The organism is Stenotrophomonas sp. YJH_SMC_14-1 (genome assembly GCF_059372275.1).
Window position 1 is genome coordinate 103,136 of the sequence record NZ_JCAFVK010000001.1, and the last position, 24,127, is coordinate 127,262.

Annotated in this window: 14 protein-coding genes and 1 tRNA gene; 8 read left to right on the top strand and 7 right to left on the bottom strand. The window is 67.4% G+C overall.

Going from position 1 to position 24,127, the window contains the following annotated elements; genetic code table 11:
* The first annotated feature begins 44 nt into the window (after positions 1–44).
* On the top strand, positions 45–10,952 hold the full coding sequence (locus AC5P9P_RS00570; RefSeq protein WP_495232557.1) for an autotransporter-associated beta strand repeat-containing protein: 10,908 nt from the start codon (positions 45–47) through the stop codon (positions 10,950–10,952).
* 56 nt (positions 10,953–11,008) lie between these two features.
* Here the strand turns inward: AC5P9P_RS00570 and AC5P9P_RS00575 are convergent, their stop codons facing one another.
* Positions 11,009–11,452, bottom strand: a complete 444-nt coding sequence (locus AC5P9P_RS00575; protein WP_033835198.1) for a GNAT family N-acetyltransferase — start codon at positions 11,450–11,452, stop codon at positions 11,009–11,011.
* Between the two features lie 370 nt (positions 11,453–11,822).
* Here AC5P9P_RS00575 and AC5P9P_RS00580 point away from each other — a divergent pair, with 370 nt between their 5' ends.
* Positions 11,823–12,197: a DUF3592 domain-containing protein gene (locus tag AC5P9P_RS00580; RefSeq protein WP_049402789.1), complete on the top strand. Its 375-nt coding sequence runs from the start codon at positions 11,823–11,825 to the stop codon at positions 12,195–12,197.
* Between the two features lie 324 nt (positions 12,198–12,521).
* On the opposite strand, the gene AC5P9P_RS00585 is transcribed toward AC5P9P_RS00580, so the two are convergent.
* Positions 12,522–12,614, bottom strand: a tRNA-Ser gene (locus AC5P9P_RS00585).
* Between the two features lie 163 nt (positions 12,615–12,777).
* On the opposite strand from AC5P9P_RS00585, the gene dnaX reads away from it, so the two are divergent.
* The 4 genes from dnaX (at position 12,778) to AC5P9P_RS00605 (ending at position 16,276) form a co-directional block, all read left to right on the top strand.
* Positions 12,778–14,811, top strand: a complete 2,034-nt coding sequence (gene dnaX / locus AC5P9P_RS00590; protein WP_032966003.1) for a DNA polymerase III subunit gamma/tau — start codon at positions 12,778–12,780, stop codon at positions 14,809–14,811.
* A gap of 6 nt (positions 14,812–14,817) precedes the next feature.
* Positions 14,818–15,138, top strand: coding sequence for a YbaB/EbfC family nucleoid-associated protein (locus AC5P9P_RS00595; protein WP_005408298.1), 321 nt, complete (start codon positions 14,818–14,820; stop codon positions 15,136–15,138).
* A 111-nt stretch (positions 15,139–15,249) separates the two neighbouring features.
* Positions 15,250–15,849 (top strand): recombination mediator RecR, encoded by a 600-nt coding sequence (gene recR / locus AC5P9P_RS00600; protein WP_005408299.1) that lies wholly within the window; start codon positions 15,250–15,252, stop codon positions 15,847–15,849.
* Between the two features lie 67 nt (positions 15,850–15,916).
* Positions 15,917–16,276, top strand: coding sequence for a histidine triad nucleotide-binding protein (locus tag AC5P9P_RS00605; RefSeq protein ID WP_005408300.1), 360 nt, complete (start codon positions 15,917–15,919; stop codon positions 16,274–16,276).
* A 77-nt stretch (positions 16,277–16,353) separates the two neighbouring features.
* On the opposite strand, the gene AC5P9P_RS00610 is transcribed toward AC5P9P_RS00605, so the two are convergent.
* Genes AC5P9P_RS00610 through AC5P9P_RS00625 form a run of 4 tightly spaced genes read right to left on the bottom strand, consistent with a single transcriptional unit; the run spans position 16,354 to position 20,720 of the window.
* Positions 16,354–16,881: a Slp family lipoprotein gene (locus AC5P9P_RS00610; RefSeq protein ID WP_005408301.1), complete on the bottom strand. Its 528-nt coding sequence runs from the start codon at positions 16,879–16,881 to the stop codon at positions 16,354–16,356.
* Positions 16,878–18,827 carry a transglutaminase TgpA family protein gene (locus AC5P9P_RS00615; RefSeq protein ID WP_288469783.1) on the bottom strand — a complete coding sequence of 650 codons (1,950 nt, stop codon included), beginning with the start codon at positions 18,825–18,827 and terminating at the stop codon, positions 16,878–16,880. The genes AC5P9P_RS00610 and AC5P9P_RS00615 overlap by 4 nt, the downstream gene beginning before the upstream one ends.
* Positions 18,820–19,764 carry a DUF58 domain-containing protein gene (locus tag AC5P9P_RS00620; protein ID WP_109337778.1) on the bottom strand — a complete coding sequence of 315 codons (945 nt, stop codon included), beginning with the start codon at positions 19,762–19,764 and terminating at the stop codon, positions 18,820–18,822. The genes AC5P9P_RS00615 and AC5P9P_RS00620 overlap by 8 nt, the downstream gene beginning before the upstream one ends.
* Before the next feature lie 2 nt (positions 19,765–19,766).
* Complete coding sequence (locus tag AC5P9P_RS00625; protein ID WP_005408304.1) at positions 19,767–20,720, bottom strand: AAA family ATPase; 954 nt, start codon at positions 20,718–20,720, stop codon at positions 19,767–19,769.
* 42 nt (positions 20,721–20,762) lie between these two features.
* Here AC5P9P_RS00625 and AC5P9P_RS00630 point away from each other — a divergent pair, with 42 nt between their 5' ends.
* Positions 20,763–22,604, top strand: a complete 1,842-nt coding sequence (locus AC5P9P_RS00630; RefSeq protein WP_288469782.1) for a glycosyltransferase family 39 protein — start codon at positions 20,763–20,765, stop codon at positions 22,602–22,604.
* Between the two features lie 229 nt (positions 22,605–22,833).
* On the opposite strand, the gene AC5P9P_RS00635 is transcribed toward AC5P9P_RS00630, so the two are convergent.
* Positions 22,834–23,403, bottom strand: coding sequence for a Maf family protein (locus AC5P9P_RS00635; RefSeq protein WP_111188203.1), 570 nt, complete (start codon positions 23,401–23,403; stop codon positions 22,834–22,836).
* A 113-nt stretch (positions 23,404–23,516) separates the two neighbouring features.
* On the opposite strand from AC5P9P_RS00635, the gene AC5P9P_RS00640 reads away from it, so the two are divergent.
* Entirely contained in the window at positions 23,517–24,026 is a 510-nt protein-coding gene (locus AC5P9P_RS00640) for a YceD family protein (RefSeq protein ID WP_012479287.1), read from the top strand.
* The last annotated feature ends 101 nt before the right edge of the window (positions 24,027–24,127 follow it).

Below are 24,127 nucleotides of genomic sequence, written 5' to 3' on the forward strand. Positions count from 1 at the left end.
AACCTGCCAGCTGTGCCATCCGGTCTTTTCATGGAGATTTACCGATGAACCGCATTTACCGTCTGGTTTTCAATCGTGCCCTTGGGGTAATGCAGGTTGCTTCGGAGGTCGCCCGGAATCCCGGCGGAAGCGCGGTCAGCGCAGGGCGGGTGCCGCGATTGCGGGCGCACCAGCTGGCGGTGGCTTTGGCCGCCACACTGGCCAGCGGATCGGCGTTTGCGGCCTGCACTACCGCAGGTACGACGGTGACCTGCGCCACCGGCTCCAATACCAATTCGCTGACCAACAGCATCAACGGCGTGACGCTGAATATCCAGACCGGCGCCGAGCTCAGCGTGCTGCCGGTCGTTGGCGGAAGTGCAGTGAATTTGAGTGGTAATGGCATCACCGTGAACAACCAGGGCACGGTCGATCCCACGATCAACGGTGGCCTGAGCCTGGCGGCGTCGGGCATGGTGCTGGGCAACAACACCGTCGGTGGAAACACCATCAGCGTCAACAATCAGGCAGGCGGGGCGATCAAAGGCCTGGTCAACATCGGCTCCATCTTCGGTTTCGGCGGACAGGCGCTGGTGGTGCAGAATGCTTCCGGCGGTGTCAGCAACATCGTCAACGCCGGTAATGTGGACATGTCGATTTTTGGTGCAGGCCTGTTGACCACGGCCGATGCGGCATCGATCGTCAGCTACGGTGGTGCGCAGACCACTCTCGACAACACCGGCACCATTACCGGCCGCATAGGGTTCCAAGGTTCGGCCACGGCGGGGGCCGGCAATACCTTCCTCAACGCAGGAACCATCAACGGCAGTGTGAACCTGGGCAGTTCGGTCACCGGGAACACCTTCACCGCCGTGTCTGGTTCCAGCGTCAATACCGCCGGTATCGGCGTGGCCGGGCAGGTCGGCGCGCTTGCGGTGAATCTGGCCGCGGCCGGCATCGTCGACGGTGGTTCGGCGTCCAACAACAGCCTGGTGCTGCAGAACAGCGCCACCGGCCCGGGCAGCGGTACCGGTGGGGTGGTGACCACGCTGGGCTGGAACCAGTACATCAACTTCCAGAGGCTCACCGTCAACAGCGGTACCTGGAACCTGCAGGGTGCGTGGGCTGGTGCGGGCACGACCACGCTCAACGATGGCCTGGTCAATTTCAATAATGCCGGTTCCTTCGGCACAGGGCTGTTCACCGCCAACGGCGGTGCCATCGCCTCCTCCACGGCCGGTCTGAATCTGGCCAACGCTTTCAGCCTTGGTGGCAATCTGTCACTCGCGGGGACCAATGCGTTCAGCCTGGGTGGCGTGCTGTCCGGTACTGGCGGGCTGACGGTCAACAACACCGGCATCGTTACTCTCGGCGGCGCAAACCTGTTCTCCGGCGGCGTCAACCTCAATGCCGGCGGCCTGGTACTGGGGAATGCCGGTGCACTGGGCAGCGGCAACCTGACCGTGGGTGGCAGCGCTTCACTGGATACGACGTCGGGCTTCACCCTGGGCAACAATCTGGTGATCAATGGCGGGGGCTCGCTGAACCTGCTGGGCAGCAATGCGTTGTCATTGAACGGTTCGATCTCCGGTGCCGGCGACCTGACCAAGAACGGCGCCGGCACTCTCACCCTGAACGGCGCCAATGCGCTAACCGGCAGTTTCAATCTGGCCGGAGGCGCGTTGGCGCTGGGCGCGGGCGGCAGCCTGTCGCCCACCGGTGCGATCACGGTCGGCGTCGGTACCACCCTGGACCTGTCGGCGGCCGCCAACCAGACCATCGGTTCGCTTGCGGGCCTCGGCGGCTCGGTCAACCTGGGCAGCCACACGCTCACCCTCGCCGGGCTGGGCGATACCAGCTACAGCGGTACGTTCGCCGCAGGCACGGGTGGCCTGATCAAGCTGGGCACCGGCGTGCAGACCTTGTCGGGCGTGAACAACCTCAGTGGCGGCGTGGCACTCAACGCCGGTGGCCTGCTGCTGGGCAACGCTGCTGCGCTGGGCAGCGGTGCGCTCAGTGTCGGTGGCAACGTGACGCTCGATGGAACCACGGGGGCGCTTGCACTGGCCAACGCGGTCAACCTCGGGTCGGGCGCCAGCCTGAATCTGCTTGGCGGACAGGCGCTCACGTTCAACGGCGTGATCGGTGGCGGCGGTGGCTTGGTCAAGAGCGGTGCGTCGTCGCTGACGCTCAATGGCGCCAATACCTTCGACGGCGGCGTGGTGTTCAATGCCGGCAGCCTGGTGCTGGGCAACGGCGGTGCACTGGGAACCGGGGCGCTGAACGTCGGCGGTGCGGTATCGCTCGACGCCAGCGCCGGCCTCACCGTGGGCAATGGCATCACGCTTGGCGCCGGTGGTTCGCTCGATGTGCTGGGCTCGAATGCGCTGACGCTGGGCGGTGTCATCGGCGGGAGCGGCAGCCTGGTCAAGAACGGCGCCTCCACGCTGACGCTGGGCGGCGCGAACACGTTCACCGGTGGGCTGGCGGTGAATGCCGGAACGGTGTCATTGGCCAGTGGTGGCAGCCTGGCGGCGACCGGCGCGGTCAGCCTGGCCGGCGCTGGCAGCGCACTGGATATCTCGCTGGGTGGCAACCAGACCATCGGTGCGTTGTCCGGCGTGGCTGGCAGCACCCTGTCGCTGGGCAGCAGCACGCTGACCTTTGGTGATGCCACCAACCAGACCTTCGCCGGCGTGATCGGCGGCACCGGTGGCCTGATCAAGCAGGGCACCGGCGTGCAGACGCTGACCAGCGCCAGCACCTTCAGCGGTGGGGTGAATCTTGCCGCCGGTGGCCTGGTGCTGGGCAACGCCGGTGCGCTGGGAAGCGGTGCGCTGACCGTCAGTGGCAACGGTTCGCTGGACGCCACTGCTGCGCTGAACCTGGGCAATGCGATCAACCTCGGCGCGGCGTTGACCCTGCCGGGCAGCCAGAACCTGGCCCTGGCCGGCAACATCACCGGCACCGGCAGCCTGGTCAAGAATGGCGCGTCGACACTGACCTTGAACGGTACCAACACCTTCAGCGGTGGACTGAGCGCAAACGCCGGCAGTCTGCTGCTGGGCAACAGTGGCGCACTCGGCACCGGGACGCTGGGCATTGGCGGCAGCGTCTCGCTCGATGGCGGCGTCTCGCTGAACCTGCTCAACAATGTGTCCCTGGGCGCGGGTGCCGCGCTGTCGCTGCCGGGCTCGCAGGCGATCACGCTGGGTGGCGTGGTGTCCGGTGCCGGCAGGCTGGTGAAGAATGGTGCCACCACCTTGACCCTCAACGGCGCCAACAGCTTCGGTGGTGGGCTCACCGTCAACGGCGGCGGCGTGCTGCTGGGCAATGCCGGCGCACTGGGTACCGGTGCGCTGTCGGTGGGCGCCAATGCCACGCTGGACAGTTCGGTAGCGCTGAACCTCGCCAACAACCTCAACCTCGGCGCCGGCGCGGCGCTGGATCTGCTGGGTAGCCAGAACGTGTCGCTGGGCGGTCTCATCAGTGGTACTGGCAGCCTGGTCAAGAACGGTACGGCGACGCTGGCGTTGAACGGCGCCAATACGTTCAGCGGGGGCGTCGGCCTCAACGCGGGTCTGCTGCAGCTGGGCAATGCGCAGGCGCTGGGTGCCGGCCAGCTGGACTTGGGCGGCAACGCTTCGCTGGAGGCCACAACGGCGCTGGCGCTGGGCAACAACATCGGTCTCGCTGCCGGTGCCAACCTTTCCGTGCTGGGCAGCAATGACCTGACGCTGGCCGGTCCGGTATTCGGTGCCGGTGGGCTGATCAAGGACGGCACGGCGCGGTTGACGTTGTCGGGCGCCAATACCTACAACGGCGGCACCACCATCAACGCCGGCACGCTGGCGCTGGGCGCAGGCGGCAGTCTCGCCGCAGCCGGTACGGTGAATCTCGCCGTTGCGGGCGCGACACTGGACATCTCCGCCGCCGGTGCGGCACAGACTATCGGCGCGTTGAATGGCGTGGCGGGCAGCCAGCTGGCGCTGGGCGCGCAGTCGCTGACCTTTGGCGGTGCCAGCAATGGCAGCTTTGCCGGTGTGATCGGTGGTACCGGTGGCTTGGTCAAGACCGGCACGGGCGTGCAGACGCTGTCCGGTGCAAACACGTTCAGTGGTGGCCTTGCGCTCAACGCGGGCGGGTTGGTGCTGGGCGATGCAGGTGCGCTTGGTACCGGTGCACTGGGTATTGGCGGCACCACCACGCTGGACAGCACGGTGGCATTGAATCTGGCCAACGCGGTGAACTTCGGTGCCGGCAGCCAGCTCGCCCTGGGCGGAACCAGTGACGTTGCATTCGGAGGCGTGCTGAGCGGCAACGGCAGCCTGGTCAAGAATGGTGCGGGCCTGCTGACCCTCAACAACACCAATACCTTCGGTGGCGGCCTGACCTTGAACGGTGGTGGCCTGGTGGTCGGCGCGAATGGTGCGCTCGGTACCGGTGCGCTGGCGGTCAATGCCAGCACCACGCTGGATGCGGGCACTGCACTGACACTCGGCAATGCGGTCACGCTGGGCTCGGGCGTCGCACTCACGCTGCCCGGCAGCAATGCGCTGACGCTGTCCGGCGTGGTCGGCGGCAATGGCAGCCTGATCAAGAATGGCGGCACCACGCTGACGCTGTCCGGTGCCAACACCTACACCGGCGGTACCACCATCAACGCCGGCACGCTCGCGTTGGGTACGGGTGGCAGTCTCGCCGCAGTCGGTGATGTCACGCTGGGCGCAGGCGCTGGCTTCGATATCTCCGGCGCCGGCAGCAACCAGACCATCGGTGCACTCAACGGAGCGGGGGGAAGCACGCTGACGCTGGGCGGCAATTCGCTCACCTTCGGTACGGCCGGCAACGCCGCGTTCGATGGCGTGATCAGCGGCGGTGGTGGCCTGGTCAAGGTGGGCGCGGGCGTACAGACCTTGTCCGGCGCCAATACCTTCGGTGGCGGCGTGACGCTCAATGCAGGCGGACTGGTGCTCGGCAATGACGCAGCGCTGGGCACGGGCGCATTGACCGTCGGTGGTGCTGCCACGCTGGATACCACCGGCCTGGCAACGCTGACCAACAACATTGCGCTCAATGCCGGGTTGACCGTAATCGGGACCAATGCACTGACGCTCAACGGCGTCCTTTCCGGTACCGGCAGCCTCACCAAGAATGGCAGCGCGACGCTGACGTTGAATGGCGCCAACACCTACACCGGTGGCACCAACATCAACGCCGGCACGCTGGCGCTGGGGGCCGGTGCCAGCCTGGCCGCGAGCGGTACCGTCAATCTTGCCACCGGCGCCACGCTGGACCTGTCGGCCGGCAGTGGCACGCAGCAGTTCGGCACGCTGGTCGGCAACGGTACGGTGAACCTCGGTGCCAACTCGATCGAAGTGGGCGGCGCCACCGATGGCACCTTCAGTGGCTCGATCGCAGGCACCGGTGGCCTGACCAAGGTCGGTGCCGGCATCGAGACGCTGACCGGTGCCAACACCTACACCGGCGGCACGTTCATCAACGCCGGTACCCTGGCGATCGGCCCCGGCGGCAGTCTGGCCGCGACCGGTGCGGTGACGCTCACTGCGGCAGGCACAGGCTTCGATATCTCCACTGCCGGCGCCAACCAGACCCTCGGGGCGTTGAACGGCGTGGCGGGTTCGACGGTGAGCCTGGGGGCACAGACACTGACCCTGGGCGGCGTTGGCAACAGCATCTTCGATGGCGCGATCTCCGGCACCGGCGGCCTGGTCAAGAACGGCGCCGGCAGCCTCACGCTGGGCGGTGCCAACCTGTTCAGCGGTGGCGTCGCGCTCAATGGCGGCGCATTGGTGGTCGGCAACAACGCTGCGCTCGGCAGCGGTGCGCTGACGGTGGGAAGCAACGCGACGCTGGATGCATCCACCGGCGTGAGCCTGGCCAACAACATCAACCTCGCATCGGGTGCCAACCTCGATCTGCTCGGCAGCCAGGCACTGACCCTGGGCGGCGTGATCTCCGGCACGGGCGGGCTGATCAAGGACGGTGCGGCCACGGTGACCCTGAGCGGCGCCAACACCTACACCGGTGGCACCACCATCAACAGCGGCACGCTGGCGATCGGCGCTGGTGGCAGCCTCGCCGCGGCCGGCGCAGTGAACCTGGCCGGTGCCGGCACGTTCGACATTTCGGCGGGCAACCAGGCCATCGGTTCGCTGGCCGGCGTCGCCGGCAGTACGGTGGCGCTGGGCGGCAGCACGCTGACCCTGGGCGGCACCGTGGACAGCACCTTCAGCGGTGCGATCAGTGGCAACGGCGGCCTGGTCAAGAACGGCGCAGGCGTGCAGGCGCTCAACGGCGCCAGCACCTTCAGCGGCGGCGTAGCGCTCAACGCCGGTGGCCTGGTGGTCGGCAACAATGCTGCGTTGGGCACCGGTGCGGTGACGGTCGGAGGCGCTGCGACGCTCGATTCGAACACGGCGGTCACCCTCGCCAACAACTTCACCCTCAACAACGCGTTGACCGTCCTCGGCAGCAACAACCTCACCCTCAACGGCATCCTCAGTGGTACCGGCTCACTGACCAAGGAGGGGGCCGCGACGCTGACCTTGAATGGTGCCAACACCTATACCGGCGGTACTTTCATCAACGCCGGCACTCTGGCACTGGGTGCTGGCGCCAGCCTGGCCTCCTCAGGCACCGTCAACCTGGCCACGGGGGCGACTTTCGATCTGTCAGCAGGCAGCGGCACGCAGCAGTTCGGTACCCTGATCGGCAGCGGTACAGTGAATCTGGGCGCCAACACGCTGACGATCGGAGGCCCTGTCAATGGCACCTTCAGTGGTTCGGTGGCCGGCTCCGGTGGCCTGATCAAGGAAGGTGCGGGCACCCAGACGTTGACCGGCACCAACACCTTCACCGGTGGCACCACCATCAACGCCGGCACGCTGGCGATCGGTGCCGGCGGCAGCCTCGCGGCGACTGGTGCGGTGAACCTGGCCAATGCCGGTACCGCCTTTGACATCAGCGCAGGTGGTGCGCAGGCGATCGGTTCGCTGGCAGGCGTGGCGGGTTCGACAGTGGCGCTGGGCGGCAACACGCTGACCCTCAATGGCGTGGGCAATACCACGTTCGCCGGCACCATCGGAGGGGCCGGTGGCCTGGTAAAGAACGGCGCAGGCATCCAGGGCTTGACGGGCGTCAACGTCTTCACGGGCGGCGTGGCCCTCAATGCCGGTGGCCTGCTGCTGGGCAACGGCGGTTCGCTGGGCATCGGCGCGCTGACCGTAGGCGGCAACGCCAGCCTGGACGGCACCAGTGCGCTGACGCTGGCCAACACCGTGCAGCTGGCCAGCGGCACGCTGACTCTGGCCGGCAGCAACGCGCTGACCTTGAACGGACCGATCAGCGGTGCCGGTGGCCTGCTGAAGGATGGCGCGGCGACGGTCACCCTGGGCGGTGCCAGCAGCTATACCGGCACCACCACCATCAACAGCGGCATGCTGGCGGTAGCAGCCGGCGGCAGCCTGTCCGGTGCCAGCACGGTCAACCTGGCCGGTGCTGGCACGCTGGATATCAGCGCCGGTGGCAACCAGAGCATCGGCGGCCTGGCCGGTGTGGCCGGCAGCACGGTGGCGCTGGGAGGCGCAACGCTGACTACTGGCGGCAACAACGCCAGCACCGTGTTCGCTGGCGTCCTCAGTGGCACCGGCGGCCTGGTGCAGGGAGGTACCGGTACGCTGACCCTGAGCGGCGACAACACCTATACCGGCGGTACCACCATCAACGGTGGCAGCACCCTGCAGATCGGCAACGGTGGCAGCACCGGTTCGGTGCTGGGCGACATCACCAACAATGGCAGCCTGGTCTACAACCTCGGCACCACGGCAACCGTGGGTGCGGTGGTCAGTGGCAATGGCGGTTTGACCCAGGCCGGCAGCGGCACGCTGGTGCTGACCGGCAACAACACCTACACCGGAGGGACCACCATCAATGCCGGCGGCACGCTGCAGATCGGCAACGGTGGTGCGACCGGTGCGATCGTCGGCGACATCACAAACAACGGCGCGCTGGTGTCCAACGTGGCCGGCAACACCACGCTCGGTGGCACCATCAGCGGCAGTGGCGGCCTGACCCAGGCCGGCAGCGGTACGCTGGTGCTGACCGGCAACAACACCTATACCGGCGGCACCACCGTCAATGCCGGTGGCACCCTGCAGGTGGGCAATGGCGGTGCGACCGGTGCGATCACCGGCAACGTTGCCAACAACGGCAGCCTGGTATTCAACGTGGGCGGCAACACCACGGTCGGTGGCGCGATCAGCGGCAGCGGTGGCCTGACCCAGGCCGGCAGCGGCGTGCTGACCCTGGTCGGCAACAACACCTATACCGGTGGCACCACGATCAATACCGGCGGTACGCTGCAGGTCGGCAACGGCGGGGCAACCGGCGCCATCGCTGGAGACATCACCAACAATGGCGCGTTGATCTCCAACGTGGCCGGCAACACGCAGCTGGGCGGCACCATCAGCGGTACGGGTGGCCTGACCCAGGCGGGCAGTGGGTCGCTGGTGCTGACCGGCACCAACACCTACACCGGGGGTACCACCATCAACGCCGGCGGCACGCTGCAGCTGGGCAATGGCGGCGCGACGGGTTCGATCGTCGGTGACATCACCAACAACGGCTCGCTGGTGTCCAACGTAGCCGGCAACACCACGCTGGGCGGCACCATCAGTGGCAGCGGCGGCCTGACCCAGGCTGGCAGCGGCACACTGACCGTGACCGGCAACAACACCTATACCGGGCCGACCACGATCAATGCAGGCGGCACGCTGCAGGTCGGCAACGGCGGTGCGACCGGCGCGATCGGTGGCAACGTCACCAACAACGGCAACCTGGTGTTCAACGTGGCCGGCAATACCACGGTCGGTGGCGCCATCAGCGGCAGCGGTGGCCTGACCCAGGCCGGCAGCGGCACGTTGATCCTGGGCGGCAACAACACCTATACCGGTGGTACCACCATCAACACCGGCGGCACGTTGCAGGTCGGCAATGGCGGCGCCAGCGGTGCGATCGCCGGCAACGTCAGCAACAACGGCAGCCTGGTGTTCAACGTGGGCGGCAACACCACCGTCGGAGGCACCATCAGCGGCAGTGGTGGCCTGACCCAGGCCGGCACCGGAACGGTCACCCTGACCGGCAACAACACCTACACCGGCGGCACCACCATCAATGCCGGCGGCACCGTGCAGGTCGGCAATGGCGGCGCCAGCGGCTCGATCACCGGCAATATCACCAACAACGGTGGCCTGGTCATCAACACCGGCGGCACCACCACGCTGGGCGGCACCATCAGCGGTGGTGGCAGCATCGTGCAGGCGGGCCCGGGCGGCCTGAACCTGGGCGGCAACAGCGGTGGCTTCAGCGGCACCGGCCAGGTCACCGGCGGTGGCCTGAATGTCACCGGCAACATCGGTGGCCAGTGGACCATCGGCAGCGGTACCACGCTGTCCGGTACCGGGACCATCGGTGGCACCGGTGGCGGCGTGACGGTGTCCAGCGGCGGCGTGCTGTCGCCGGGCAATGGCCCGGGCAACGGCAGTGGTGCGGGCAATGGCACCGGCACGATCACGGTGGGCGGCAACCTGACGTTGTCGCCGGGCAGCACGCTGGGCGTCGATCTGGGTGCCACCGGCAGCGATACGGTACAGGTGGGCGGCAGCGCCAACGTGGGTGGCAGCATCGTCAAGGTGAATACCATCTCGCCGAACACCAGCTACCAGCAGGGCCAGCAGTACACCGTGATCAACGCGGGTGGTGGCGTCAGCGGGCAGTTCGCTTCGGCGACCTCGCCGTCGGCCTTCCTGACCATCACCCCGGTCTATACCGCCAACACGGCCAACCTGCAGATCGACGTAGCGCAGACCGCGGCATTCACCACGGCGGCGAAGACGCGCAACCAGTACAACACCGCTGCAGCGCTGGACAGCCTGCCGCAGAGTGGTCCGGCACTGGGCCTGTACAACACGCTGCTGATGTATGACGCGGGTACCGCGCGTGCGGCGTTCGACCAGTTGTCCGGCGAGGTGCATGCGGCCAGCCGTGCGGTGCTGCTGTACGACAACTACCTGGAAGAGGGCATCCGCCAGCGTCTCGGCAGCGAACTGCCGACCGTGCGTGGCGAGCGTGCCTCGGCCTGGCTGGCCGGCAGCGGCAAGGTGTTCCGCCAGGACGGTGACGGCAACGGCGACGACATCCGCTCCAACCGCAATGCACTGATGGCGGGCGTGGACTGGCAGCTGGGCGAACACGTGGTGCTGGGTGCGGCCGCAGGCAACGAGCGGCTGGATACGCGCCTGTACGATCGCAGCTCGCGGGCCCGCCTGCGCGGCAACACGTTCGGCCTGTATGCGCAGGGCCAGTGGAACAACGGCTTTGCGGTCGGTGGCAGCGTATCGCGCGGTGACTACCGCACGCGTACCACGCGTGAGGTGCCGCTGCTGGGCCAGACCCTGTACAGCCGCCAGGACTCGGATGTGACCATCGCGCAGGTGGAGGGCAGCTGGACCTGGACCCATGGCAGGACCCAACTGCAGCCGTATGTGCAGTTCACCAGGCACTGGGTCGACAGTGATGGTGCGGTGGAGCAGGGCGGCACGGCTGCGCTGGTGCTGGAAGGCGGCAAGGACACGCTCAATGTCAGCACCGTGGGCGTGCGCGGCCGTTGGGATGTGGGCAGCGGCGAGCGCTTCCCGGCGCAGCTGACGGTTGGCCTGGGCTGGCAGCATGCATCGGGTGATACCGATGTGGCCAGCCGCAACCGCTTCGCGGTGGGCGGCAATGCCTTCGACGTCTACAGCGCGGTGATGGCACGCAATGCGCTGGTCAGTCAGGTGGGCGTGGCGGTGGGCCTCGGCCGCAACAGCCAGCTGTCGATGTTCGTGCAGGGCCAGCACGGCGATGGCCGCCGCGACGTGGGCGGGCAGATCAACCTGCGTGTGGGCTTCTGAGGAGAGTCGGGCGACGTTGGATCCACGCCTGCGTGGATCCAGGGCGGTGCGGAGGGCTAGACCCTCCGCTCCATCTCCACGGCATCGATCCCGGCGCCGTGGCCATTGGAAACGATCCGCGTCACCTGGAAGCCCAGGCCAGCATAGAAGCCCTGGGTGTGCTGGCTGGTACTGAGCGTGATGCGCTTGATCGAGGGATCCGCTTCGGCCTGGCGCAGGCGTGCCAGCGCCAGTTCCCGGCCCAGTCCATGCCGGTGCAGCGCGCGCTGTACCATGCCCCAGCAGAAACCGGCACTGCCGTCGCCGCGTCGCGACAGGCCGCCGCACGCCACGATGCTGCCATCTCGCTCGATGACCTGGAATGCACAGTCCATGGCCTGTTCTTGCAGGAAGCGCTCAAAGTCGCTGCGCTCTTCGGGCGCGAAGTAGGTGGGCACGTTGCTGTCGAAAATCGACAGGCAGGCGCTGGCATCGGCGGGGCGGTAGAGGCGGAGGTTCATGGAAAATGCCTTGGCGTTGCCCGGGCGCATTTCAACCGTCCAGACGTTGTCCTTCTCAAGTGGGTATCGCACGACGAGGCCGCAGGAGCCGCCGAAGTGTTCCAAGGTGCGTGGAGCGGAGTCGATCTTCTCACGGATGATTTCGCCCAACTCGAATGACTGTGCGGAACACAGGCGCCTGTACCAGGCGGGTGCGTCAGTGGCGAGGCGCATGCGGCCGCGATGGAGCGGGGCGCGGCGGCTTCTGGGCTATGCTTTCGACACGTGGGACTGGCCGCGCGGCAGGATCCGCCGGCCCCATTCGTCTTCCTGCCTGCAACGGAGCTGCCGAGCGATGCCCGACCCTTCTCTTTCCCGGACCGCCCAGGTCATGCGCAGTCTGCTGTTTGGCGCGGTGGGGCTGTTGATCCTTGCCGTGGCCGCCTTCGAAGTGACGCATCGCCTTGAGTTCCTGCAGATCGCGCAGGCCGTCGATGGCCAGGTTGAGCGCCTGAACGCGGGCGGATCGCATCCGCAGATTGCGTTCACCACCGCGACCGGCCAACGCGTCTCTTACCCGCAGGGCGGCATGATCTTCGGCTATGAGCCTGGACAGCGGGTACGCGTGCTGTACGATCCGGCGCAACCGCGCGTGGAGCCGGTCCTGGATACGTTCGGTGCGCTGTGGGGAATGACGGTCGTGTGGATGCTGCTGGGGCTGGCGTTCGTCGGCGTCTGCGTGCGGGGACTGCTCCGGCGCAGGTGACTCGCAGCAGATCGCGCGCTGTCGGCGGGCGGACCGTTGGACCTGCCCCAGGCGGCAGGGCCTGTTCAGTCCGGTAGTACCTAGCGCGCTTCCCGCCAGCCAAATAAAAAAGCCGCCCAGTGGGCGGCTTCTTCATTTATCTGGCGGAGAGAGGGGGATTGTCGGGTGCATCCCTGCACCCGATCCCGATGCGCGTTGCGCCCCGGGACCAGCCTGCGGCTGTCCGGTTCTGCTCCTGCAGAACCGTCGAACCCCGTCGGGACTTCTCATCCCATCCGCCAGCCAAATAAAAAAGCCGCCCAGTGGGCGGCTTCTTCATTTATCTGGCGGAGAGAGGGGGATTCGAACCCCCGAAGCGCGGTTTAGACGCTTACACACTTTCCAGGCGTGCTCCTTCAACCACTCGGACACCTCTCCGGATCCCTGCCATCGGCAAACGCCTCAGCAGGGGCGCAGATTCTAGCGGGCTGCGCGGCACTTCACAAGCACCCCGGCCAGGAACCCGCGAAAGATGTGCCGGAGGCGAGGGGGGCTGGACAGGCATGGCACAATGGAACATCCGATGGAAAACGGTGGCCTGATGTCCTATCTCGTCCTTGCCCGCAAGTGGCGTCCAAAGCGTTTTGCCGAGCTGGTGGGCCAGGAACACGTGGTCCGTGCGCTCAGCAACGCACTGGACAGCGGCCGGGTCCACCATGCGTTCCTGTTCACCGGCACCCGCGGCGTGGGCAAGACCACCATCGCGCGCATCTTCGCCAAGTCGCTGAACTGCGAACAGGGCACCAGTGCCGATCCCTGCGGCCAGTGTGCAGCCTGCCTGGATATCGACGCCGGCCGCTACATCGACCTGCTGGAAATCGACGCCGCGTCCAACACCGGCGTGGACGACGTGCGCGAGGTGATCGAGAACGCGCAGTACATGCCTTCGCGTGGCAAGTACAAGGTCTACCTGATCGACGAAGTGCACATGCTGTCCAAGGCGGCGTTCAATGCGCTGCTGAAGACGCTGGAAGAGCCGCCGGAGCACGTGAAGTTCCTGCTGGCCACCACCGATCCGCAGAAGCTGCCGGTCACTGTGCTCAGCCGCTGCCTGCAGTTCAACCTCAAGCGCCTGGACGAGGACCAGATCCAGGGCCAGATGACCCGCATCCTGGCGGCCGAGGAGATCGAGGCCGACGGCAGTGCCATCGTGCAGCTGGCCAAGGCCGCTGATGGCAGCCTGCGGGACGGCCTGTCGCTGCTGGACCAGGCGATTGCCTATGCCGGCGGCGCACTGCGCGAGGACGTGGTACGCACCATGCTGGGCACGGTCGACCGCACCCAGGTGGCGGCGATGCTCGATGCGCTGGCTGACGGCGATGGCCCGCGCCTGCTGCAGGTGGTGGCCGCGCTGGCCGAATTCTCGCCGGACTGGAGTGGCGTGCTGGAAGCGCTGGCCGAAGGCCTGCACCGCATCCAGGTGCAGCAGCTGGTACCGGGTGCGGCCGTTGCCGAAGGCCTGGATGCCGCCGCATTCGCCGAGCGCCTGCGCCCGGAAGTGGTGCAGCTCTGGTACCAGATGGCCTTGAACGGCCGTCGTGACCTGCCGATGGCGCCGAGCCCGCGCGCGGGCTTCGAGATGGCCGTGCTGCGCATGCTGGCGTTCCGCCCGGCCGCGGCGGTCCCGCCGGTGCCGAAGTCGGTGGAGGGGGCAGGCAATGCGCCGGGTGGCAATGCTGCCGGTGGTGGCACCGGTGCGGGTACCCACGAAGCGACGCCGGCGACTGCCGCCGCTTCGGCAAGCCCGGCCGTGGTGGCGCAGGTGGCCGCTCCGGTGCAGGCCGCGCCGCGCGAACCTGAACCCGAACCGGACCCGGCCCCGCAACCCGAACCGGACCCGACGCCGGAGCCCGAGCCGGTTCCGGTGGAAGAGCCGGTGTCACCGCCGCCGGTGAAGGCCGAAGCAGCGGCGCCGCCGTCCGTTGAAACGGAAGCGGGCGACGACCTGCCGCCGTGGGCCACCGACGAAGCCGAGGCACGTGACGAAGCGCTGGCGGCCGAGATGGCTGGGCCGGAAGCTGCCATGGTGGCGCCCTGGCATGAGCCGCCGGCTCCCGTCGCGGCTCCCAGCGAGCCTGCACCGCCCGCACGCCCGTTCCGCACGGAAGGCATTGCCATCGCGCCGGTCGAGCCGGCGCCAGTGCAGGAGAACGCGCCGCTGGAAGGTGTGAGCGACCTGGCCAGCGCCGAGGACTGGCTGGATCTGGTCGCCAACAGTGGCCTGAGCGGCCCGTCGCGGCAGCTGGCCGCCAACGCTGCCTTCATCAGTTGCCAGCACGGGACCTTGAAACTGGGCCTTTCGCCCGGATTTGAATACCTGCGCTCGGAGCGCGCGCTGGCCGCCCTGGGCGAGATGCTGGAGAAGGCCCTCGGCCAGGCGCCGAAGATCGTGGTCGAGACCGTGGAAACCGAACACGTTCCGGCCGAGACTCTGCACCAGCGTGCCGACCGCCAGCGTAGTGAGCGGCAGCAGGTGGCAGAGGCCGTTTTCATGGACGACCCGGAAGTGCAGGTGCTGATCCAACAGCACGGTGCCCGGGTTGTTTCCGATTCCATCCGTTCTTTTGACGAGTAAGACACCATGCGCGGAAACATCGCACAACTGATGCAGCAGGCCCAGAAAATGCAGGAAAACCTGCAGAAGGCCCAGGAAGAAATCGCCAAGATCGAAGTGACCGGCAGCGCCGGCGGCGGCATGGTCAGCGTGACCCTGACCGGTGCCAAGGAATGCCGCAAGGTGCGCATCGACCCGTCGCTGACCAGCGACCCGGAGATGCTGGAAGACCTGATCGCCGCCGCCTTCAATGATGCCTCGAACAAGATCGATGCCGAGTCGAAGTCGAAGATGGGGTCGGCCACCGCCGGCATGCAGCTGCCGCCGGGCATGAAGCTGCCGTTCTGATTTCCCAGGGGGCGCCTGCCGCTGCAGGTGCCCGCTCCAACCCTCGGTCGAGCATGGCTCGACTCTACAGACAGCTGTCGAGCGTGCTCGACGCCATGAAAGCATGCCGCCGTGTCCGCACCCCTGCTTGAACAATTGATCGACGCATTGCGGGTGCTGCCTGGCGTCGGCCAGAAGACTGCGCAGCGCATGGCCTATCACCTGCTCGAGCGCGAGCGCGAAGGTGGCCAGCGTCTGGCCGAGACACTGGCATTGGCGGTGGAGCGAATCGGCCACTGCGTGCAGTGCCGCGATTTCAGCGAAACCGAGCTGTGCCCGACCTGTGCCAACGGCAGCCGCGAGCGCAGCCAGCTGTGCGTGGTCGAATCGCCGGCCGACCGCCTGGCCATCGAGAACGCCACCGGCTTCCGCGGTGTCTACTTCGTGCTGCAGGGGCGGCTGTCGCCGCTCGATGGCATCGGCCCGCGCGAGCTGGGCCTGGAGCAATTGGAGCGACGGTTGGCCGAAGGCGAGGTGCAGGAGCTGATCATCGCCACCAGCGCCACTGTCGAGGGCGAGGCCACCGCGCACTACCTGGCGCAGCTGGCGCGCGCACGCAAGGTGCAGCCGAGCCGTTTGGCGCAGGGCCTGCCACTTGGCGGTGAACTCGAATACGTCGATCGCGGCACGCTCTCGCACGCGTTCGGAACGCGCAGCGAATTCCGCGATTGAATGCCGGCCGGGCATCCCCCGGCGCGGCCGGCCTACAATGCGGATGACATCCCCGCCGAGGCCGACCATGAGCAACGAAACCCTCTTCAGCAAGATCATCCGTCGCGAGATCCCGGCCACCATCGTCTACGAGGATGACGAGGTGCTGGGCTTCAAGGACATCGCACCGCAGGCACCGGTGCACGTGCTGTTCATTCCGAAGAACGAGATCATTCCGACCCTGGATGACCTGCAGCCGTCGCAGGCGCACCTGATCGGCAAGCTGGCGCTGGCTGCCGCCGAGTACGCGCGCCGCGAGGGCTTCGCACAGGACGGCTACCGCATCGTGATGAACTGCCGCGAGCATGCCGGGCAGACCGTGTTCCATATCCACATGCACCTGCTGGCCGGTGCGCCGCTGGGGCATTTCGGTGCGCCTGGGCGTTGAAGCCCCTGTCCACGCCATGCGCGGATGAAAAAGGCCGCCCGAGGGCGGCCTTTTCCGTCATGCCTGTGCGGTGACGATCACCACCAGCCCCAGCGACCATAGCCGCCCCAGTACGGACCATACGGGCCCGGGCCCCACGGGCCATAGGGGTAGGGCACCACGTCGACCTGGCGCTGTTCCGGCCACAGGTAGATCACATCGGCCGACAGCTTGGGCAGGCGGTAGTCGTACTCGCCGATGCGGGTGTTCTGGTAGCCGTCGATCTTGCCGATGAAAGTCACGTCACGACCGGCTTCGAACACGGCCGGGTCGTAGAAGCCGGCACGGCAGGCGATGAAGCGGCCGTCGCTGGCGTCGGACGAGGTGGTGTTCGGGCGGCCACTGCCATTGAGCGGGCGCGAGATGATCTGGAAGCAGGTCTCGCCCTGGCCGGGCTTGGTTTCGATGATGCGACCGCCCCAACGGACCGGCGTGCCGACCTGCTGGGTAGCGACCGAGTCGCGGGGGGAGACCAGGCTGAACTGTCCCTGCAGCGGCTTGGGGGCCGTGGCGCAGGCCGACAGGGCCAGCGTGGCCACAGCGGTGAGAAGGAACTTGGTGTTCATGGGGAGGCTCCGGAAGTCGGGCGATGCCTGCGCAGGTCCCGCAATAATGAAGCGAGGTCGGTGCAAGTTCCAGCGTAGCGCGCGTCGGCGAAACGCTGGCTGAGTGCGAGCAGGGCCGGGTCAGGGCGCTGCCGGTGCACCCGCTGGGCCCAGTCCTGTGCGGTTTCGTGCGGTTCACGGGCCAGGCCGAGGCGGGCGTAGCGCCGTCCGAGCCGGTGCCAGGCGCGCAGCAGCGGGTCGCGTTCGCGCTCGCCACGGGCCAGCAGCCAGGCCATCCACGCCAAGGCCAGCATCGTTGCCACCACGAAGCCAGCGACAAGTTGCGTGGGGCCCAGATCATCCAGCCCGAACGGCGTGAGCAGTTGCTGCTGGCGGCGTGCATCGAATGACAGCACCAGGTCGTTCCAGCCGCGGCGCAGCCAGTCGCCCATCTGCCCCAGCTGCTGCCAGCGTTGCTGCAGTGGCGTGTCCGTACCGGCCTGCAGGCGGTCGTCCAGTGTGTCCAGGATGCGTTCCGGTGCCACGGCTGCGGTCGGGTCAACCCGTACCCAGCCGCGCTGCGGCAGCCATACCTCGGCCCAGGCATGGGCGTCCATCCGCCGCACGATCCAGTAGTCGCCAAGGCGGTTGTAGGTGCCGCCGGCAAAGCCGGTCACCACCCGTGCCGGGACGCCGGCGTTGCGCATCAACACCACGAAGGCCGAGCTGAAGTGTTCACAGAAGCCGGCCTTGTAGCCGAACAGGAACTCGTCGATCGGGTCGCGCCCTGCCGCAGGGGTGTCCAGCGTGTACGAGAAGTCGGTGGTGATCCACTGCAGCGCGCGGCGCACGATGGCCTCGTCATCGCTGCCAGCCTGCTGCCGCCATTGCTGCGCCAACGTGGCGGTGCGCGGGTTGAAGCCACTGGGCAACTGCAGCGCGGCCCGTCGCAGATAGGGTGACAGCGTGCTGTCGAAGCGTTGTGGTGGCGCCGAATGCAACCGCCAGCGGCTCAGCGACGCCAGTGACCGCTCGCTGCTCAGGCTCATGTCCGCATCCAGCGTGCTGCCTGCAGGCGCGCGGCTGGGCAGGTCCAGTGCCACCAGCTGGCGCCGGTCGGTGGGTTCGTAGTCGATCTGGTAGTCCCAGCCCTGCGTGCCGGCCTCGACCACGGCCGCCGGCCGTCGCTCGCTGGCGCGGTCACGTGTCCAGCGCCGGCCATCGAAGGCGGTCAGTACCGGTCCTCGCCAGTAGCGTTGCATCGGCTCGGGTACCGCGCCGAAGAACTGCACGCGCAGCGCCGGGCTGTCGTCGGCCATCAGGTCCAGCCACTGGCCGGGCTCCATGCTGTCGGACAACCCCGGCGTACCCACGGCGCGCTCGGGAACACCCCACAGTGGCGTGGCCAGGCGCGGGAACAGCCAGAAGCAGGCCAATGCCAGCGGCAGGCCGATCGCCAGCAGGCGGCCAACGCCGCGCAGCTGCCCTCGCAAGGGCAGCTGCGCGGCGTGGCCTTCATCCCCGGCCAGCCATTGCAGGGCGAGCAGCGCGCTGATCCCCGCCAGTGCGGCCAACACCGTGGTCAGTGGTCCTTGGTCGAGCAGGAACGCCGCAAACGGGGAAAACAGCGCGAACCCGAGCAGGCTGCGGGCATCGCGCCGGCTGCGCAGTTCGCTGGACTTGATCGCCAGCATCGCTGCCAGCAGGGCGCAACCGGTATCGCGCCCAGGTCGGACCATCCCCATCTGCCAGGCGATGGCACCGAGCATGGCCAGCACCAGCAGCAGGCGCACCGGCATGGGCAGCACCTTCCGCCACGACAGGACCGCAGTCATGAGCGCTGCGGCCGCGATCACGCCCGCCAGCAAGGGCGGCAACTGCAGCAGCAACGGCAACAGCGCCAACGCCGCGCTGGCCAGGGTCCAGTTGCGGGCATTGCGGTCGAGCGCGGGCGTGGTCTCAGTCATGCGGCATCAATGCCAGTGCACGCAGGCACAGGTGGTGGTGGATGGCGCCCTGGCCTGGCCCGAATGGCGGGTGTGCAGGCAGCAGCAGGGTGTAGCGGCGGCCTTCGCGCTCGGCCATGTCGACCCATCGCGCCAAACGCGCGATGCGTGCTTCATGGCCCAGCGGGGACAGCGTGCGCCAATCGAGGATGACTTCGATGCCAACCGGCCTTTCGTACTCGCGCACCAGCAGGCTGTCGCGGCGTGCCGAGTGCTTCCAGGAAATGCTGCGTGGCGCATCGCCCGCACGATAGGGCCGTAGCTGATGCAGTTCCTCGCCGCTGGCGTGGGCTCGGGTATGCAGCGGATCGTTGCCGCTTTCCGGCAGTGCAGGGGCCAGCGCCTCGGGTTGCGGATAGACCAGCAGCGGTTGTTCCGGCCACACCCACGACCATGCCCGCACCAGGCCCAGTGGCTGGGTGGTGGAGAGGCGGATGCGCGGGAGCTCCAGCCAGCCGCGGCGTTCGCTGGGAACGTGCAGCTCCACTTCACCGCGGCCGTGTGCAGGCAGCGAGGTCCAGGCTTCGCTGTCACCCAGCTGCAGGTGCAGGCCGTGGCGTGCGCGCGGATCACGCAGTGACAGGTCCACGCGCAGGCGCAGTGGTTGCCCGGCAGGAACCGGCTCGGCGGAGATCGCGTCGATCTGTACGCCGGACAGCTGCAGGTGCGCGGCGATGGCGCTGGCGATCGCCGCTGCCGCCAGCAGCAGGGCCAGCAGCAACGCCGGGTTGTTGTTGTAGTTCAGTGCGCCCAGCAGCATTGCCGCCAGCAGCGCGGCGACGAACAGGCCGAAACGGGTGGGCAGCACGTAGATGCGATGGCGGTCCAGACGCTGCGGCAGTGCTTCAGGCCTGCGCGGGCGTGCCAGCAGTTGCAGTCGTGCCCAGCGCGTGGCCACCCTCAATCCACCGCAACGGTCTGCAGGATGGCCCGTGCCAGTGCCGGCCCCGAGCTGGACTCGGCTTCGGCCACGAGGCGATGACCGGCCACCGCCACGAACAGGGTCTGCACGTCCTCGGGCACCACGTGGCCGCGGCCCAGCAGAAGTGCATGCGCCCTGGCCGCGCGCAGCAGCGCAAGGCCGGCACGCGGTGACAGGCCCACGCGCACGCCGGCGTGCTGGCGGCTGCGGGTCAGCAGGGCCTGCACGTAGTCCACCAGTGCATCGCTGGCATGGACCTGGCTGACGGCTTCACGCAGCGCGCGTACCTGGGTGTCATCCAGCTTCGGTACGGCACGTGCGATCAGGTCGCGGCGGTCTGTACCTCGCAGCAGTTCGCGTTCGGCCTGCGCACTGGGGTAGCCCATCGCCAGGCGCAGCAGGAAACGATCCAGCTGCGAATCCGGCAGCGGGAAGGTACCGGACAGGTCCACCGGGTTCTGCGTGGCGATCACGAAGAACGGATCGGGCAGGGGATGGGTCTGCCCATCCAGGGTGACCTGCTGTTCGGCCATCGCCTCCAGCAGCGCGCTCTGCGTGCGCGGCGGCGCACGGTTGATCTCATCGGCCAGCAGCACGTGGGTGAACACCGGTCCCGGGTGGAACTGGAACTGGCGGCTGCCGGCCTCGTATACCGAAACGCCCAGTACATCGGCGGGCAGCAGGTCGGAGGTGAACTGCACGCGCTGGAAACTGAGGCCCAGGCTGCTGGCCAACGCATGCGCCAGCGTGGTCTTGCCCAGGCCGGGCAGATCCTCGATCAGCAGATGGCCACCGGAAAGCAGGGCGACGAAAGCCAGCCTGACTTCCGGCACCTTGCCCAGCACCAGTGCGTTTACCTGATCCTGTGCCTCCCGCAGGGCCTGGCGCAGTTGATCGGTTAGCATGCTGGGATTGGGGGACGAGGCTGGCATGATCGTCTCAGGTCTGGAATCCATTCGATTATCCATAGAGCAATGCAGGGCGAACAGCGCGCGCGGACAATATTTCTCTGGTTATGGACGCTGGTCACAGCGGCCAAGCTGGTAGTGGCTGCGCGGCTGCCACTGTTTGTTGACGAGGCGTTCTATTGGCAGGAAGGCCAGCATCTGGCCGCTGCGTATTCGGACCTTCCCGGACTGACCGCGTGGTTGGCGCGCCTGGGTGTGGAGATCGGTGGCCACCATGTGCTCGCGTTGCGCCTGCCGTTCCTGGCCATCGGCGCGCTGCTGCCGTTGCTGGTGGTGCGCACGGCCACGCGCTGGTTCGGCAATGTGGCCGGTTGGCAAGCGGGCAGCCTCACGCTGTTGATGCCGTTGTCGGCGACGCTGGGCCTGCTGGCGGTGCCGGATGTGCCCATGGCACTGGCCGCGGTGATCTGCCTGCACGCCGGTGCGCGGCTGCTGCACAACGTTGATGCATCGTCGGCGATGAAGCTTGCGCTGGGCCTGTCGATCGGTGCGCTCAGTCACTACCGTTTCATCGGTGTCATCGGCGTTGGCTTCATCGCGTTGCTGGCGCTGCCGCAGGGGCGGCGCATGCTGGCCGATCCGCGCGTATGGGTCGCGCTGGCGGTGGGCGTGCTGGCGTGGCTGCCGTTGCTGGCATGGAACGCGGACAACCACGACGCCGGCCTGAAGTTCCAGGTGGTCGAGCGCCATCCCTGGACGTTCGAATGGAACGGGCTGTGGTTCCTGGTGATCCAGCCCATGCTGGTCACCCCGATCCTGTGCATGGCGATGTGGAAGGTGGCGCTGGCCGGTACCCGCAGGGGCGGCGGCACGCGCGTGCAGTGGCGCTACTTCGGCCTGGTCGGGGGCGTATCCACGCTGGGCATCTTCCTGCTGGGCTTCTTCACCGACGTCGAGCGGATCAGTTTCCATTGGCCGCTGCCGGGCTATCTGGCCCTGCTGGTGGCGGTGCCGGTGGTGCTTAACGGCTGGCCACGCTGGCTGCGGCGCACCGGCTGGTGGCTGGCGGGCGCAGGCATGGTGCTGGCGTTCGGCTATTACCTGATGGCCTCTACGCCTGCGTTGCGTGAGCAGCTGGCAGGCAGCAAGTACTACCCGCGCAATTTCGCGGGCTGGCAGCCGTTGGCGATGACGGTGCGCGAAGAGTTGCAGCAGATGCCGGCGGGCACGCGGGTGCTGGCGGGGAACTTCAAGGTTGGCGCCGAGCTGGGCTTCCAGCTCGGCAATGGCGATATCGAAGTGCTGCCGCATCCGCTCAACGACAAGCATGGGCGCACCGCGCAGCTGGCGCAGTGGGAACTGCTGCATGAGGGCAAGCGCTCGACGCCGATGCTGCTGGTGCTTTCACCCAGTGACCAGCGTTATCGCGATCTGCTGGCGCGCTATCACGCCATCTGCGGACAGGTGGGGCCGCTGCCGGCGCCGCGGGTGGTCAGCAGTGACCATGGCTTCCAGCGTTTCCTGCTGTTCCGGCTGCCGGCGCAGCGCGCGCCCGGGGCGTGCGTGACTCCGGCAATGGCGTGGCTGGATACGCCTTCCAACGGCGAAAAGGTGTCTGGCGTGCTGGCGATCAAGGGATGGGCGTTCAAGGATGGTGTCGGCCTGGCACGGGTTGAGGTGCTGGTCGATGGCCGCTCGATGGGGGATGCGCGCTATGGCCGCGCATTCGACGTGCGCCAGACCTGGCCGGACAGCACCGATCCGCAGCATCCTGCGGTGGGCTTCGATGCTTCATTGGACACGAGCACGCTGGCGCCGGGACGACATTGGCTGGGCCTGCGCCTGCACGGTCGCGATGGCAGCGTGGAGGACTGGCAGGAGCAGCCGTTCGAGGTTCGCGGGCGCTGAGGCGGAGCGCGGTCCAGGTGGTCGCGCGCCAGGTTGGTTGCGTGCTCCAGGTTGGTCGGGTGCTCCACGTTGGTAGAGTCGACTGTTAGTCGACTGCTCTTCCAGCCGCCGGCAAAACCCCGCGCTGCGCGCGATGGTCGACTGACAGTCGACGCTACCCGGCTCAGGTCCTACCCGGCCCATGTCCGGCCTGTTTCCGCGATCGGTGCCGGCAGTCAGTGTGTCGCCTTCAGGGCACCGCGAACCCTGCCTGGCGCAGCAACCCGCACAGCGCGATCAGCGGCAGGCCGATCAGCGCGGTCGGGTCGCGGTTGTCGATCGCTTCGAACAGGCTGATGCCCAGGCCCTCGCACTTGAAGCTGCCGGCACAATCCAGAGGCTGTTCGGCGGCCACGTAGCGGGCGATCTCCTCCTGCCCCAGCGTGCGGAAACGGACTTCGGTCAGATCCACGGCGCTGAATGATTCTCCGCCCTGCGTGAGACTGATGGCAGTGTGGAAGCGTACCGTCTGCCCGGACATCGCCGCCAGCTGCGCGCAGGCCGCCTCGGCCGTGCCCGGTTTGCCCAGCGGTCGCCCGTTCAGGTCCGCCACCTGGTCCGAGCCGATCACCCAGGCGCCGGGCTGGCGGGCGGCGACTTCGGTTGCCTTGGCCGTGGCAAGGCGCGTTGCAAGGGCCAGCGGCGTCTCACCGTTCAACGGGGTTTCATCCACCTCCGGGCGCGCGCAGTCGAAGGGCAGGCCCAGCCGCTGCAGCAACTCGCGGCGGTAGCGGGAGGTGGAGGCCAGGACCAGTGACATGCGAGAATACCGGGGCAGGGTGCGGCAGTCTGGCCTGTGCGCAGCGCCAGCAGCAAGTGCTGTATGGCGGGCATTTGACAGCAGCCCCCCCGATCCTTAGTATTCAGCGGCTTATGTCCGCGAACGTGCCCGAATCGCTGGATGCTTGGCGGATGGTCGTAGCGCGAAGGCGCTTCGACGGCCAGGTCTCCCTGGCTGAATTGACCCGCCTGCAGGGGCTGGTCGCAGATACCGACGGCGAGTGTTCCTACTCGCTTGAATTCGGTCGCGACGAAGTCCTGCGGGTATCCTATGTGGAACTGACCATCGACACCGCGTTGCCGCTGACCTGTCAGCGCAGCATGCAGCGATTCCTGTTGCCGGTGAAGGTGACCCAGAGGCTTGGCCTGATCCGCGACGAGGACGAGGAATCGTCCCTGCCGGAGGAGTACGAGGCGTTGCTGGTGCCGGAAGACGGCCAGCTGCGTCCGCTGGACCTGGTCGAAGACGAGTTGGTGCTGGCGGTGCCGGTGGTTCCGCTGTCGCCCGACGGTGAAGCAGTCGACAAGGACTGGGCGCCGAGCGAAGAAGAAACAAAGAAGGCCAATCCGTTCGCGGCATTGGCGGCATTGAAGAAACAATAGCAGCCGGATTGTCGTCGGCGGCTGCGGCGAAAGCGAAAGTGTGCTGGGCGCTGGCGTCCTGCGCGACGATACGACGAAGCAAAACGAACCGAGTTTGGAGC